Annotated in this window: 15 protein-coding genes; 6 read left to right on the forward strand and 9 right to left on the reverse strand. The window is 58.3% G+C overall.

Going from position 1 to position 13,736, the window contains the following annotated elements; all coding sequences use genetic code 11:
• Nucleotides 1-157: 157 nt before the first annotated feature.
• The 4 genes from PMI35_RS04965 (at nucleotide 158) to PMI35_RS34250 (ending at nucleotide 3,949) form a co-directional block, all read left to right on the forward strand.
• Complete coding sequence (locus PMI35_RS04965; RefSeq protein ID WP_008064721.1) at nucleotides 158-1,165, forward strand: methionine ABC transporter ATP-binding protein; 1,008 nt, start codon at nucleotides 158-160, stop codon at nucleotides 1,163-1,165.
• Complete coding sequence (locus PMI35_RS04960) at nucleotides 1,165-1,839, forward strand: methionine ABC transporter permease (RefSeq protein ID WP_008002212.1); 675 nt, start codon at nucleotides 1,165-1,167, stop codon at nucleotides 1,837-1,839. The genes PMI35_RS04965 and PMI35_RS04960 overlap by 1 nt, the downstream gene beginning before the upstream one ends.
• A 77-nt stretch (nucleotides 1,840-1,916) precedes the next feature.
• Nucleotides 1,917-2,690, forward strand: a complete 774-nt coding sequence (locus PMI35_RS04955; RefSeq protein WP_008064730.1) for a MetQ/NlpA family ABC transporter substrate-binding protein — start codon at nucleotides 1,917-1,919, stop codon at nucleotides 2,688-2,690.
• Nucleotides 2,691-2,854: 164 nt separating this feature from the next.
• A complete protein-coding gene (locus PMI35_RS34250) occupies nucleotides 2,855-3,949 on the forward strand; it encodes an RHS repeat-associated core domain-containing protein (RefSeq protein ID WP_008064731.1) in 1,095 nt (364 codons plus the stop codon).
• A gap of 43 nt (nucleotides 3,950-3,992) precedes the next feature.
• Here PMI35_RS34250 and PMI35_RS04950 read toward each other — a convergent pair whose 3' ends face one another.
• The 5 genes from PMI35_RS04950 to PMI35_RS04930 are packed head-to-tail and all read right to left on the reverse strand — an operon-like array spanning nucleotide 3,993 to nucleotide 7,895.
• Nucleotides 3,993-4,628: an SCO family protein gene (locus tag PMI35_RS04950; protein ID WP_008064732.1), complete on the reverse strand. Its 636-nt coding sequence runs from the start codon at nucleotides 4,626-4,628 to the stop codon at nucleotides 3,993-3,995.
• The gene (cyoE, locus tag PMI35_RS04945) at nucleotides 4,625-5,524 is read right to left on the reverse strand and encodes a heme o synthase (protein ID WP_008064733.1); all 900 of its coding nucleotides are present in this window, start codon (nucleotides 5,522-5,524) and stop codon (nucleotides 4,625-4,627) included. Before cyoE ends, PMI35_RS04950 begins: the two co-directional genes overlap by 4 nt.
• Nucleotides 5,512-6,585: a COX15/CtaA family protein gene (locus PMI35_RS04940; protein WP_008064734.1), complete on the reverse strand. Its 1,074-nt coding sequence runs from the start codon at nucleotides 6,583-6,585 to the stop codon at nucleotides 5,512-5,514. Before PMI35_RS04940 ends, cyoE begins: the two co-directional genes overlap by 13 nt.
• Nucleotides 6,586-6,595: 10 nt before the next feature.
• The gene (locus tag PMI35_RS04935) at nucleotides 6,596-7,189 is read right to left on the reverse strand and encodes a hypothetical protein (protein ID WP_008064735.1); all 594 of its coding nucleotides are present in this window, start codon (nucleotides 7,187-7,189) and stop codon (nucleotides 6,596-6,598) included.
• Nucleotides 7,155-7,895, reverse strand: a complete 741-nt coding sequence (locus PMI35_RS04930) for an SURF1 family protein (protein ID WP_008064737.1) — start codon at nucleotides 7,893-7,895, stop codon at nucleotides 7,155-7,157. Before PMI35_RS04930 ends, PMI35_RS04935 begins: the two co-directional genes overlap by 35 nt.
• A gap of 70 nt (nucleotides 7,896-7,965) precedes the next feature.
• Between PMI35_RS04930 and PMI35_RS04925 the strand changes: the two genes are divergently transcribed.
• Entirely contained in the window at nucleotides 7,966-8,169 is a 204-nt protein-coding gene (locus PMI35_RS04925) for a twin transmembrane helix small protein (protein WP_008064738.1), read from the forward strand.
• A 57-nt stretch (nucleotides 8,170-8,226) separates the two neighbouring features.
• On the opposite strand, the gene PMI35_RS04920 is transcribed toward PMI35_RS04925, so the two are convergent.
• From PMI35_RS04920 to coxB, 4 genes are all read right to left on the reverse strand, one after another.
• Nucleotides 8,227-9,114, reverse strand: a complete 888-nt coding sequence (locus tag PMI35_RS04920; protein WP_008064740.1) for a cytochrome c oxidase subunit 3 — start codon at nucleotides 9,112-9,114, stop codon at nucleotides 8,227-8,229.
• Nucleotides 9,115-9,139: 25 nt separating this feature from the next.
• Nucleotides 9,140-9,691, reverse strand: a complete 552-nt coding sequence (locus tag PMI35_RS04915) for a cytochrome c oxidase assembly protein (protein WP_008064742.1) — start codon at nucleotides 9,689-9,691, stop codon at nucleotides 9,140-9,142.
• A gap of 131 nt (nucleotides 9,692-9,822) precedes the next feature.
• Nucleotides 9,823-11,421, reverse strand: coding sequence for a cytochrome c oxidase subunit I (gene ctaD, locus PMI35_RS04910; protein ID WP_008064745.1), 1,599 nt, complete (start codon nucleotides 11,419-11,421; stop codon nucleotides 9,823-9,825).
• Nucleotides 11,422-11,503: 82 nt separating this feature from the next.
• Nucleotides 11,504-12,631, reverse strand: coding sequence for a cytochrome c oxidase subunit II (coxB, locus tag PMI35_RS04905; RefSeq protein ID WP_008064747.1), 1,128 nt, complete (start codon nucleotides 12,629-12,631; stop codon nucleotides 11,504-11,506).
• A gap of 369 nt (nucleotides 12,632-13,000) precedes the next feature.
• Between coxB and PMI35_RS04900 the strand changes: the two genes are divergently transcribed.
• Entirely contained in the window at nucleotides 13,001-13,651 is a 651-nt protein-coding gene (locus PMI35_RS04900) for a hypothetical protein (protein ID WP_008064749.1), read from the forward strand.
• Nucleotides 13,652-13,736 lie beyond the last annotated feature (85 nt).

Below are 13,736 nucleotides of genomic sequence, written 5' to 3' on the forward strand. Positions count from 1 at the left end.
GCTTTTAGCCGTTCCTTTTATCTGACCTTTGATCGCGTTATTGCCAAATGACTGGTCGAATACGAAATAAATGCTAAGAACTGCTATACGGACAGGCTAAAATGCGCGCCCGGCTAACCGCTGATCCTTTTCCAACGCGCCCCACAAGGTTCGCTACGTGATCGAGTTTCAAAACGTCCATAAAACCTACCGCGTCGCCGGTAAGGATATCCCCGCCCTGCATCCGACCAGTCTGACGATAGAGAATGGTCAGGTCTTTGGCCTGATCGGCCATTCCGGTGCGGGAAAAAGTACCCTGCTACGTCTGATCAATCGCCTGGAAAACTCCAGCGGCGGCAAGATCATCGTGGACGGCGAAGAAGTCACCGCGCTCGACGCCAACGGACTGCGCCGTTTCCGTCAGCAGGTCGGAATGATTTTCCAGCACTTCAACCTGCTGGCGTCCAAGACCGTTGCTGACAACGTTGCGCTGCCGCTGACACTGGCGGGTGAAATGTCCCGCCGCGACATCGATCAGCGCGTGGCGGAATTGTTGGCCCGAGTCGGTTTGTCCGATCACGCCAACAAGTACCCGGCGCAGTTGTCCGGTGGCCAGAAACAGCGTGTCGGCATTGCCCGCGCCCTGGCGACCAAGCCGAAAATCCTGCTGTGCGACGAAGCGACCAGTGCACTGGACCCGCAGACCACGGCGTCGGTCCTGCAATTGCTGGCCGAGATCAATCGCGAGCTGAAGCTGACCATCGTGCTGATCACCCATGAAATGGACGTGATCCGCCGGGTCTGCGACCAGGTCGGTGTCATGGACGCTGGCGTGATCGTCGAGCAAGGTTCGGTGGCCGAGGTGTTCCTGCATCCGAAACACCCGACCACCAAGCGCTTCGTGCAAGAAGACGAACACATCGACGAAAGCGAACAGCGTGACGACTTTGCTCACGTGCCAGGCCGCATCGTGCGTCTGACCTTCCAGGGCGAAGCGACCTACGCGCCCCTGCTGGGTACCGTCGCTCGGGAAACCGGTGTGGACTACAGCATCCTGGCCGGTCGTATCGACCGCATCAAGGACGTCCCTTACGGGCAACTGACCCTGGCGGTGACCGGCGGTGACATGGAAGCGGCTTTCGCCCGCTTCACCGCAGCGGACGTCCACATGGAGGTGCTGCGCTAATGGAAGCCCTGACAAGTTTCTTCGCCAACATTGACTGGTTCGAAATCTGGCTGGCCACTGGCGATACCTTGCTGATGCTTGGTGGCTCACTGCTGTTCACCGTATTGCTGGGCCTGCCGCTTGGCGTGCTGCTGTTCCTCTGCAGCCCGCGCCAGTTGCTGGAAGCCAAAGGCGTCTACGCGATGTTGTCCCTGGTGGTGAACATCCTGCGTTCGCTGCCGTTCATCATTCTGTTGATCGTGATGATTCCGTTCACCGTGTTGATCACTGGCACGTCCCTGGGCGTTGCTGGTGCAATCCCGCCGCTGGTGGTGGGTGCCACGCCGTTCTTCGCGCGACTGGTGGAAACCGCCCTGCGCGAGGTGGATCGCGGCATCATCGAAGCGACCCAGGCCATGGGCGCGACGACGCGGCAGATCATCACCAATGCCTTGCTGCCCGAAGCCCGCCCGGGCATTTTTGCGGCGATTACGGTGACGGCCATTACACTGGTGTCCTATACGGCAATGGCCGGTGTGGTCGGCGCCGGTGGTCTGGGTGACCTGGCGATCCGGTTCGGTTACCAGCGTTTCCAGACTGACGTGATGGTGGTCACGGTGGTGTTGCTGCTGGTGCTGGTGCAGGTCCTGCAAACCGTCGGCGACAAGCTGGTTGTGCATTTTTCTCGGAAATAAAAAGTTCTCGTAAATGACAAATGAGCCGGCCATTCGCTGGCAGGCGCCAGACGGGCGCCTCAAATGGAGTTAGCTGAATGAAAAAACTACTCGTTGCGTTCGCTGCCGTTGCAGCCTTTTCCGCCCACGCCGCCGACACCCTGACTGTCGCCGCGACCCCGGTGCCGCACGCGGAAATCCTCGAGTTCGTTAAACCGGCCCTGGCCAAAGAAGGCGTCGACCTGAAGGTCAAGGTCTTCACCGACTACATCCAGCCGAACGTACAGGTTGCGGAAAAACGCCTGGACGCCAACTTCTTCCAGCACCAGCCGTACCTCGATGAGTTCAACAAGGCCAAGGGCACCAATCTGGTCTCGGTTGCAGGCGTACACCTGGAGCCCCTGGGCGCTTACTCCAGCAAGTACAAAGCGCTGACTGAACTTCCGGGTGGCGCCACCGTGGTCATCCCGAACGACGCCACCAACGGCGGCCGTGCGCTGTTGCTGCTGGCCAAGGCCGGTGTGATCAAGTTGAAGGATTCGAACAACATCCTGTCGACCGTCAAGGACATCACTGAAAACACTAAAGACCTGAAGTTCCGTGAGCTGGAAGCCGCGACCATCCCGCGCGTGCTGACCCAGGTCGACCTGGCGCTGATCAACACCAACTACGCGCTGGAAGCCAAGCTCGATCCGGCCAAGGACGCGCTGGTCATCGAAGGCAGCGACTCGCCTTACGTGAACATCCTCGTTGCCCGCCCAGACGACAAGGACAGCGAAGCGATGAAGAAACTGGTGGCTGCCTTGCACAGCCCGGAAGTGAAGGCCTTCATTCTCGAGAAGTACAAAGGCGCGGTCGTGCCGGCGTTCTGATCTGCAGCGGTAACAAAAAATGGGGCGCATTGAATGCGCCCCATTTTTTTTCCTGAAACAACGTCCGTGTGAACCGCCATCCTATCAGTTCTGCTAGTAGACAAAGTTACCTCGGTTGCCGAAGCTGAATCACCTGGATCAAAGACCCTTTAGTAGTGCATCTTATGACTGCCAATACGCAAGACTTGCTATGCCGTTACCATTACGACCCGCTGGACCGACTCGTTGGAGCGACACCTTCAGGCGAGGCAGGAATTAAGCGTTTCTATTGCGGTACACGCTTGGCCACTGATATTCAAAACACATTGAAGTATTCGATTTTTGAATACGGTCATTACTTGTTAGCTCAAAAAAACCAAATGGATATTCGTATCCAAACTTCACTACTAGCGACAAACCAGCTGCGGTCTGTTGTGCACATGGTTGACGTCCATTCCTCGCAGCCGATTATATATTCTCCCTATGGTTATCGATGTCCTGAGTATGGAGTTTCTAGTCTGTTGGGGTTCAATGGTGAAAGGCGGGACAAAATCACCGGATTTTATATGTTGGGTAACGGCTATCGAGCATTCAACCCTATACTCCTGAGGTTCAACAGTCCAGATAGTTCAAGTCCGTTTGGACCAGGGGGAATAAATTCGTATGTGTACTGTTTGGGAGATCCGATTAATCGACGTGATGAGAGTGGTCATTCGTCTCTCGGGATAAGTGCGACATTAGGTTTCATTGAAAAAAAAGCCCACAAGATCTTTTCTGCAGGGAAAAGGCCAAGCTTCACCGCGCCTGCCAAGAATCAAGGAATAGTAAATACCATAAATGGTGAGCCGGCGACAATAATCAAAAACAAGATGCCGCCATCCCTGATAAAGCAGGAGTTTCAAGAGTTTATAGGTAAACAAAATGTCAGTGATTCAGTTCTCATCATGAGAATAAATAACTCTCGCGATCTGAAGTTGTTAGAGAGTGATTATTCCTACAAGTTTGTCTTTACGGACCAAGGTCAATTGATTGTAGGTGGTCGACCTGGGACGCCGGCAGGACACATTGTAAGTCATTCGGTATTAAGTCACCATGCAGGCAATACGAATATAATAAGCGCTGGATATATACATAAGTTGCACGGTAGGAATTTTTACAAAGTTGATAATTATTCAGGTCATTATGAGCCAGATTTTGAGTCTCTTCGTTATATCGCTACGCATATTAGAGGTATGGGGTCTCGAGTGAAGGTGGAGCATTGGAAAAAATCCACATTGTAAGATGTGGATTTCAGTTGATCATGTTACTGCAGGGGTATCTCGACTATTTGCGGTTAAGCATCACCGGCAACTGCGCCACCAATTTCTGGTTGTTCAACGGTGCCCGAATGAACCCGCGCTGGGTCCCGTCCGGGCCGATCACCGCGAGATTGCCGCTATGGTCGACCGTGTAGTTCGGCTTGCTGATATCGGCCGGAATAAACGGAATGCTCACGGCATTGGCGACTTTCTGCAGTTCTTCGATCGAGGTTGCTGTCAGGCCGACAAACTGCGGATCGAAGTAGCCCAGGTACTGCTTGAGCTGCTTGGGCGTATCGCGGTGCGGATCGACACTGACCAGTACGATCTGCAACTTGTCCACAGCCTCGGGCGGTAGCTCACTCTTGATCTGGCGCAGCTGGGCAAGGGTAGTCGGGCAGATATCCGGGCAGAAGGTGTAGCCGAAGAACAGCAGGCTCCACTTGCCTTTGAGCTCGTTGATCGCCACCGGCTTGCCATCCTGATCGGTCATCTTCACATCCGGCAGGTTGCGGCTTTGCGGTAGGAGAATGATGCCGGCGTCGATCAGCGCCGTCGGATCGCCCTGGCCTTTGCCGGAGAGTACTTTGTTGATGGTCAGGCCCAGGACCAGCGCGATCAGGGCGACAAGGATGAAGACGGTTTTCTGGGTTCGGGTCATAGGTTCAACAATAAGTAGTGGTCAACGAGCAGGGCGATGAACAGCAGGAACAAGTAGTAAATAGAGTACTTGAAGGTGTTGATCGCCGCGTGCGGCCGAGTGCCACGGTACAGCACCACGGCCCACTGCAGGAATCTGGCGCCAAGACCGATGGCGCAGACCAGGTAGAGCAGGCCGCTCATGTGGATCACGTAGGGCATCAGGCTGACGGCCAGCAGCGCGCAGGTGTAAAGCAGGATGTGGATTTTGGTGTAGTGCTCGCCGTGGGTCACCGGCAGCATCGGGATGTCGGCCTTGGCATATTCCTCCTTGCGATGGATCGCCAGCGCCCAGAAGTGCGGCGGCGTCCAGGCGAAGATGATCAGCACCAGCAACAGTGGTTCGGCGCTGACGTGGCCGGTGGCGGCGGTCCAGCCGAGCAGCGGCGGAGCGGCGCCGGCCAGGCCACCGATGACGATATTCTGCGGGGTCGCGCGCTTGAGGAAACCGGTGTAGACCACTGCGTAGCCGAGCAGGGAGGCGAGGGTCAACCATGCGGTCAGTGGATTGGTGAAGGCCAGCAACAAGGCCTGGCCCAGCAGCGCCAGCACCAGGGCAAAGGTCAGCGCCGCGGCCGGAGACACCCGGCCTTCGGCCAGCGGCCGCTTGTGGGTGCGTGCCATGACCGCATCGATCCGCCGGTCCACCACATGGTTGACCGCTGCCGCACCGCCCGCACACAGGGCAATGCCCAGGTTACCGAACACCAGCACGGTCCACGGCACTCCGGCGCGCGTCGCGAGGAACATCCCCACCAGCGAAGTGATGAGCATCAGCACCACCACTTTGGGTTTGGTCAGCTCCAGGTAGTCACGCCAGATCGCCTGGCTGGGACGTTCGCCGATCAGAATCGCCACGGCATCTCTCCTTTTATTGTTATGGGCCCGGCTGAGTGTTTACGCGGGCTGAAACGCCAGCGTGTCGGCTGCTTGACCCGAACCAGGCTGGTCCGGGCGTGGTAATTGACCAGCACCATCGTCAGCAACAGCGCTGCACCCCCGGCGTTGTGGGCGACGGCAATCGGCAACGGCAGGTGCAACAGCACGTTGCTGATGCCCAAGGTGATTTGCGCCGCGAGGGCGATCAGCACCAACCCGGCGAGTCGCGTCATGCCGACGACTTTCAGTTGCCAGGCGAGGCCGAGCAGCACCAGGGTCACCAACAACGCGCCGATTCGGTGGGTCAGGTGAATGGCGGTGCGGGCGTCGCTGTCCAGTTGCCCGCCGAGGTAGTTCGGGCCGATGTGCTGGGTCAGGTGGAAGCCGTTGGCAAAATCGGCCGGTGGCAGCCATTGACCATGGCAAGTCGGAAAGTCGATGCAGGCCACGGCGGCGTAGTTGGAGCTGACCCAGCCACCCAGGGCGATTTGTCCGATGACCAGCAACAGCCCCGCCGTCGCCCAGTACTGCAGGCGTCGCGGCACCGTGAGTGCGGGCAACACGCCGGACAGGCGCAAGGTCAGCAGAAACAGCAGGCTCAAGGTCGCAAAGCCGCCAAGCAGATGCCCGGTGACCACTTGCGGCCAGAGCTTGAGCGTCACCGTCCACATGCCGAATGCCGCTTGGGCGAACACCACCGCCAGCAGGAACAACGGCAGCTTCACCGGTTGCCCAGGATGCCGGCGATGGACCCAGGCCCGACCGGCCAGCACCGAGATCAGCAGCCCCAGTGTGCCGGCAAAGTAGCGGTGGATCATTTCGTTCCAACCTTTATGGGCTTCTACCGGCGTGTCCGGAAAATGCAGTTCGGCATGGGCCAGTTGCGCTTCGCTTTTCGGCACGCTGATAAAGCCGTAGCAACCAGGCCAGTCCGGACAACCCAAGCCTGCGTGGGTCAGGCGGGTATAAGCACCGAGCAACACCACAATCAGTGCCAGCAAGGTGGCAAACAGTGCGAGGCGAAATCCAGGCTTGGCCATGACGATGCCCTTATCCGATGTTCGACAGTTTCAACAGATGCCGCAGGTCATTGAGCAGATCCTTGCCTTTGACTGACGGGTCGTAGCGCAACACCAGATTGCCGTGGGGGTCGATGATCCACAGGTGTGGAGAGTCATTGCTCTGAGCGCCTTTGGTGTAGGTCGGCAAGTCCAGTGGATAGCGCTGCAACTGCGGGTACTCGCGTTGAAGTTTAGTCTCGTAATCACTGCTCAGCGGTTGTGTCACCGCCAGCGCGTGACTGGCACGACCGGCATCGCGACCCAGGCCGATCTGGATTTGCCGCGCCAGATAAACCAGTTGCTGGCAGTCGACCGAACACGTCTTCGGTGCCGTGACCAGCAACTGCCAGCGGTCTTCCTGCGCCTGGACGCCGAGGTCGGCACGGCTTTGTCCGTTGCCGATCAGTTCGCCGTGATAACTGCGGCCTTCCGGCACCCAGAAATTCAGTTTGTACATGCCGGTGGCCAGGATCATCGGACCGACCACCCCCAGCACAATCAGCAGTAGCTGCAACCGTCCCTTGCGCCGGTTGACCGGCGTTTTTGCCTCAGACATGCTGGGTGGATTCATGGCCGCTCCCATGGTGTTTCTCCTTTGCGTTGTGCCAGCCGAGGTAGAGATAAAGACCGAACAGGGCGATCGACATGGCGAACCACTGCACGGCATAAGCGATGTGTTTTTCCGGGCCCGTGGCAACCACTGGCCAATCGGCCTGATAAGTTGCAGGTCCGGTTTCTGCGCGTAATTCGTAGGCAAAGCCTTCGCGGTCCAGGGCTGCCCAGAGTGCATTCGGGTCAATGGCCGTCAGCAATTTTGGCCAGGTGCTGGTGCTTGGGTCGGCGTGGAGCTGGAAGGTCGCGCCGGGCGAAACGTAGACCCATGCCTCGAGACTCAAGGCATCGGTCGGTGTGGTGAATTGCGGTGGCGTCCGGCGGTCGGGCCATGGCAGCCAGCCGCGGTTGACCAGCAGCCACAGCCCGGTGGCCTGATCCTGAAACGGTTGCAGCAATTCGACCCCGACCTTGCCGCCACGCTGACGGTTATCCAGCAACAGACTGTGCGCGGCATCGAACCGGCCGTGCAGGTGAATCCGTCTGAAGGCCGGGTCTGGCGTGTGTTGCAGCTCGGTGCTGGCCATCGGTTCTGCGGCCCGGCGTTCGGTGTAGCTTTGCAGCAGCGCGCTTTTCTCCGCGCCCCGGCTCAATTGCCAGAACCCGAGCGACACCAGCAGGGGCAGCAACAGCGCAACCACCAATGTCGGAATGATGCCCGGCCGAAAGCGCTTCATGGCGTCGCCAGAAAGTCGGTCATCGCGATAGCTATACTCAGATGCATCGCTTGTCCCCCGGAGTCTCACCATGCTCAAAGCAGCCATCGTCCTGATGCTGATTGCCACGGTTGTCAGCCTGTTCAGCGGCCTGTTTTTTCTGGTCAAGGACGACAGCAGCTCGAACCGCCTCGTCATTGCCTTGAGTGTTCGTGTGGCCCTGGCCGCCATCACCGTCGGCTTGATCGCCTGGGGTTTTTTCAGCGGCCAACTTGTCTCTCACGCGCCCTGGTAGGGCGCTTCGCTTCAAACTTGAGGCTTGCAGCTTGAAGCTTGAAGCTTGCATCTGCCGTTAGAGTACATAGACAAAAACGAACAGCCCGATCCACACCACATCCACGAAGTGCCAGTACCAACTCGCCGCCTCGAAGCCGAACTGATGATCGCTGTCGAAGTGCCCGCGCATGACCCGCATCAGCATCACGAACAGGATGATGGTGCCGATGGTCACGTGGGCGCCGTGGAACCCGGTGAGCATGAAGAACGTGGCGCCGTAGATGCCCGAACCCAGGGTCAGGCCCAGTTCGTGGTAGGCGTGCATGTACTCTTCGGCCTGAAAGCCGAGGAACGCAACGCCCAGCAGCACCGTGAGCGCCAGCCAGATTTTCAGGGCGCCGCGATGGCCCTTTTTCAAGGCATGGTGGGCGATGGTCACGGTGACGCTTGAGGTCACCAGTATCACGGTATTGAGCAGCGGCAATCCCCAGGGGCTGATGACCTCCTTGGGTGGTGGGAACAGCTTGGAATCGGGGTTGTTCAGCAGTGGCCAGGTCCACTCGAAGGCAGGCCACAGCATGTGGGCGAGACCTTTGGTACCTTCGCCACCCAGGGCGGGACCGGAGACGTGGCGCACATAAAACAGCGCGCCGAAAAAGGCGATGAAGAACATCACTTCCGAGAAAATGAACCAGCTCATGCCCCAGCGGAACGAGCGATCCATCTGTGCGCTGTACAAGCCGCCGCGACTTTCCTTGATCACCGTGCCAAACCAGCCAAAGAGCATGTAGGCCAGCAACAGGCCACCGACGAAAAAGATCAACGGGCCGTGGGATTCCGGCCGCGCCGCTTTCAGGTCGTTGAACCAGGTGGCCAGGCCGAACACCGTGACGAACATCCCGACCGTAGCGATGATCGGCCATTTGCTCTGGGCCGGAACGTAATAGTGTTCATGAGTTGCCATTTATTGTTCTCCTTATCGGGCACGCTCAACCGCCAGTATTTACTGCGACCGGTGGATGTCGGGAGGTGATATCGAACAGCGTGTAGGACAGCGTCAGGTGCTTCACATCCTTGGGCATGTCGCGGTCAACGATGAAACGTACCGGCATCTCGATCCGTTGACCGGGCTGCAGCACTTGTTGGGTGAAGCAGAAGCATTCGGTCTTGTGGAAATACGCCGCCGCCGCGCTGGGCGCGATGCTTGGCACCGCCTGGGCGCTCATCGGGCGATCGGTAGGGTTGTGCGCGATGAAAATCATCTCGTTCACTGCCCCGGGGTTGGCCGTCAATTCATCGTGCTTGGGATAGAAGTCCCAGGACATGTCGGCGGAATTGGTCGACAGGAACTGCACGCGAACCTGTCGCGAGGTATCGACCGTTTGTTCGCCCTCGTACTGCCCGGCGGTCTTGCCATTGATACCGAATGCCTTGCACATCACGTCGTAGATCGGCACCAGGGCAAAGCCGAAGATAAACATCGCTACCACCACCAGTAACAGGCGGGTGACCAGTTTCTTCATCGAAATCGAGTCAGCCATGGCTCTGATCTCCTGTAGGAGCGAGCCTGCTCGCGAAAAACCTGAGAGCACCGCGGGGTGTCAGGCTTCCAGCGTTATCGTTGAAGACCATCGCGAGCAGGCTCGCTCCCACAAAGGCCATGGCGCTCATTTCATTTCACTTCCGGCGGCGTGGTGAAGGTGTGATACGGCGCCGGTGACGGAATACTCCATTCCAGGCCTTCAGCTCCATCCCACGGTTTGGCCGGTGCTGGCGGGCCGCCGCGAATGGTCTTGATCACGATGAACAGGAAGAAGATCTGCGTTGCCCCGAACATGAATGCGCCGATCGACGACACCATGTTGAAGTCGGCGAATTGCAGGTTGTAGTCCGGAATCCGTCGCGGCATGCCCGCAAGCCCCACGAAGTGCATCGGGAAGAAGGCCATGTTCATGCCGATGAACGACAGCCAGAAGTGCAGCTTGCCGAGGGTTTCGTCGTACATGTGGCCGGTCCACTTCGGCATCCAGTAATAAGCCGAGGCGAAGATCCCGAAGATCGCCCCCGGCACCAGCACGTAGTGGAAGTGCGCGACCACGAAGTAGGTGTCCTGGTACTGGAAGTCCGCCGGGGCGATGGCCAGCATCAGCCCGGAAAAACCGCCAATGGAGAACAGGATCACGAACGCCACCGCGAACAGCATCGGCGTCTCGAAGGTCAGTGAACCCTGCCACATGGTACTGGCCCAATTGAACACCTTGACCCCGGTGGGTACCGCGATCAGCAATGTGGCGTACATGAAGAACAGCTCGCCCACCAGCGGAATGCCGACCACGAACATGTGGTGCGCCCAGACGATGAACGACAGGAAGGCAATAGATGCCGTGGCGTAGACCATCGAGGTGTAGCCGAACAGCGGCTTGCGCGAGAAGGCCGGAATGATCGAGCTGACGGCACCGAAGGCCGGCAGGATCATGATGTACACCTCGGGGTGGCCGAAGAACCAGAACACATGCTGGAACAGCACCGGGTCACCGCCACCGGCGGCACTGAAGAAGCTGGTGCCGAAGTGGATGTCCATCAGCATCATCGTTACGCAGCCGGCCAGTACCGGCATCACCGCGATCAGCAGGAACGCGGTGATCAACCAGGTCCAGACGAACAGCGGCATTTTCATCAACGTCATGCCGGGGGCGCGCAGATTGAGAATGGTGGCGATCACGTTGATCGCACCCATGATCGAACTGATCCCCATCAAGTGGATGGCGAAGATGAAGAACGTCACGCTTTCCGGTGCATAGGTCGTCGACAGCGGCGCGTAGAACGTCCAGCCGAAGTTGGGTCCGCCGCCGGGGGTGAACAGGGTCGAAACCAGCAGGATGAACGCCGCCGGCAACAGCCAGAAGCTGAAGTTGTTCATCCGCGGCAGCGCCATGTCGGGTGCGCCGATCATCAGCGGGACCATCCAGTTGGCGAGGCCGACAAAGGCCGGCATCACCGCACCGAAGACCATCACCAGGCCGTGCATGGTGGTCATCTGGTTGAAGAATTCCGGCTGGACGATCTGCAGCCCTGGCTGGAACAGCTCGGCGCGAATCACCATCGCGAACGAGCCGCCGAGCAGGAACATGGAAAACGCAAACCACAGGTACAACGTACCGATGTCCTTGTGGTTGGTAGTCAGCACCCAGCGCATCAGGCCTTTGGCGGGGCCGTGGGCGTGCTCGTGGGCGGTGCCGGTCTGAACATGGTCATCGACTACAACAGTCATGTCCTGTCTCCTGCAAGCAGATGGGCTGGGCAGGTCGGGGCGTGATGCCCCGACGGGTTCCTTGGGTGCGCAATAGACCGGGTCATTTGCTTTCCGCCTGTTTCAGCTCCAGCACTTCCTTGGGAGTGACCATGTCGCCCTTGTTGTTGCCCCAGGCGTTACGCTCGTAGGTCACGACTGCTGCGATATCGACTTCCGACAGTTGCTTGCCGAACGCCGCCATGGCGGTGCCAGGCTTGCCATGGAAGACGATGCCCAGGTGATCCTTGATCGGTCCGGTGGCGATTTTCGAGCCCTTGAGTGCCGGGAACATGGGCGGCAGGCCTTGGCCTTCGGCCTGGTGACAGGCCACGCAGGTGGTGTGATAGACCTTGTCACCGCGCTCCTTGAGCTCGTCGAGGGTCCATTCCTTGCTGGTCAGCTCCTTGAGTTGAGCAGCTTCGGCCTTGCGTTCAGCCAACCATTTTTCGTAATCGGGCTTGTCCTTGACCTCGACCACGATCGGCATGAACCCGTGATCCTTGCCGCACAGCTCGGCGCATTGACCGCGGTAGACGCCGGGTTTTTCGACACGGGTCCAGGCTTCGTTGACGAACCCCGGGATCGCATCGCGCTTGACCGCGAACGCCGGCACCCACCAGGAGTGGATCACGTCGGCGGAGGTCACCAAAAAGCGCACCTTGGCGCCGATCGGCAGCACCAGGGGCTTGTCGACCTCAAGCAGGTAGTGCTCGGTCTTGGCTTCCTTGTTGTGGATCTGATCGGCGGGAGTGGCCAGGTTGCTGAAGAACTCAACGTCCTGGCCCAGGTACTTGTAGTGCCATTTCCACTGATAGCCAGTGACCTGGATATCGATATCCGGCTCACTGGCGTCGTACATCTTGATCAGGGTGGCAGTCGCCGGAACCGCCATGGCCACCAGGATGATGAAGGGCACGATGGTCCAGAGGATTTCGACGGTGGTACTTTCATGAAATTTTGCCGCCACCTGCCCGGTAGAGCGGCGGTGCAGGATCATCGACCAGAACATGGCACCAAAGACGATGATGCCGATCACTACACAGATCCAGAAAATGGTCATGTGCAGGTCAAACACAGCGTGACTGATTTCAGTCGCTCCAGGCGCCATATTCACAGTCCAGGCCGCTTGCGCCTGACTGAAAATCGACCACAACAGGAGGCCCATCCAGACATGTGGATGTCGCATCATTGCGGGTTCCCCTTATCGTTCTTTTTATCCCGCCGGCTTTCACCTGCGGCAAGGGAGCGGCTGCATCAGACTACGAACTTGAATCGCCGGGCCTTGCTGCATTGCAGTCGGGCGTCATCAGCTAACTCCATTCCAACCCGAGTATAGACAGCGACTCTCACCTCGCAATGTGCTGGCGTAAATCATGTGAAACAGCATTAACTTGCATTGCAGGGCACGAATGGAGAAGGATGCAGACGAGTGGTGGCGAACCGATATAACGGAGACGTCTCAAGGATGAAACAATTATGACAAATGCGTCTTAGCATTTTTCGTATGCCAGCTAAGTTATGTCTTCCCTATTTCATTGCCTTGTTTCCTGGAGTTTTCATGAACACCGCCGCATTGCGCGAGCAGATCCAAAAAGCCCGACAACACGAAGCCGAGACCGGCCTGCTGACCCGTCAGCTGGAAACCCAATTGCCTCATTTACACCGCGCGATCCAGTTACCGGAGGCTGATGCCAACGGCGTACTGGCGCGCTTTGTCGCCGCCTATATCGATGAAGTGCCAGACCTGCTGGATGCAGCCAATGAAGTCGCCAGGGAAGCGGGCATCGAGTCACAGATCAAACCGGTGCTGAAAATAGCCGAACAGTACTTCCTCCAGCCGCCGGCGATCATGGCCGGGCACGTCGGGCTCGACAGCCTGCTGGACGAGGCCTATCTGGCGCACCGGTTCGTCGAAGAGGTCAACGACCTGTACATCAAGCATCTTGGCCAGCCACTTATCCCCTTGGACATGACTGTTGCCAACCTGATTGCTCACCAATTGATCGGTGAGGAATTTGCCAACCAACTGGATGAGGCGGTGCATCACGCCGTGGACGAAATGCTCAACGACGACAGCTTTGCACTGGAATCGGTCGAAGCCTACCGCGAGAAACTCAGCAGTCCGGACACGGGCGCCGCGTGGAAGCGCTGGCCGTGCATGTCCCGCCGCCTGGGCGTGGGCCTGGATCTGGAACAGCCGGTGGCGTAAGTTCGCATTACCCTTGTAGAAGCGAGCATGCTCGCGATGGTCGACAACGATTACGCGGGTATCCTGATATCCCGCGGTGTTCTTT

Source organism: Pseudomonas sp. GM78, from assembly GCF_000282475.1.
Taxonomy (GTDB): domain Bacteria; phylum Pseudomonadota; class Gammaproteobacteria; order Pseudomonadales; family Pseudomonadaceae; genus Aquipseudomonas.

Bases quoted from the DNA above. Each gene is read 5' to 3' on its own strand.
- PMI35_RS04960 (WP_008002212.1), top strand. From the start codon at position 1,165: ATGGAAGCCCTGACAAGTTTCTTCGCCAACATTGACTGGTTCGAAATC.
- PMI35_RS04955 (WP_008064730.1), top strand. From the start codon at position 1,917: ATGAAAAAACTACTCGTTGCGTTCGCTGCCGTTGCAGCCTTTTCCGCC.
- PMI35_RS34250 (WP_008064731.1), top strand. From the start codon at position 2,855: ATGACTGCCAATACGCAAGACTTGCTATGCCGTTACCATTACGACCCG.
- PMI35_RS04950 (WP_008064732.1), bottom strand. From the start codon at position 4,628: ATGACCCGAACCCAGAAAACCGTCTTCATCCTTGTCGCCCTGATCGCG.
- PMI35_RS04940 (WP_008064734.1), bottom strand. From the start codon at position 6,585: ATGGCCAAGCCTGGATTTCGCCTCGCACTGTTTGCCACCTTGCTGGCA.
- PMI35_RS04935 (WP_008064735.1), bottom strand. From the start codon at position 7,189: ATGGGAGCGGCCATGAATCCACCCAGCATGTCTGAGGCAAAAACGCCG.
- PMI35_RS04930 (WP_008064737.1), bottom strand. From the start codon at position 7,895: ATGAAGCGCTTTCGGCCGGGCATCATTCCGACATTGGTGGTTGCGCTG.
- PMI35_RS04925 (WP_008064738.1), top strand. From the start codon at position 7,966: ATGCTCAAAGCAGCCATCGTCCTGATGCTGATTGCCACGGTTGTCAGC.
- PMI35_RS04920 (WP_008064740.1), bottom strand. From the start codon at position 9,114: ATGGCAACTCATGAACACTATTACGTTCCGGCCCAGAGCAAATGGCCG.
- PMI35_RS04915 (WP_008064742.1), bottom strand. From the start codon at position 9,691: ATGGCTGACTCGATTTCGATGAAGAAACTGGTCACCCGCCTGTTACTG.
- ctaD (WP_008064745.1), bottom strand. From the start codon at position 11,421: ATGACTGTTGTAGTCGATGACCATGTTCAGACCGGCACCGCCCACGAG.
- coxB (WP_008064747.1), bottom strand. From the start codon at position 12,631: ATGATGCGACATCCACATGTCTGGATGGGCCTCCTGTTGTGGTCGATT.
- PMI35_RS04900 (WP_008064749.1), top strand. From the start codon at position 13,001: ATGAACACCGCCGCATTGCGCGAGCAGATCCAAAAAGCCCGACAACAC.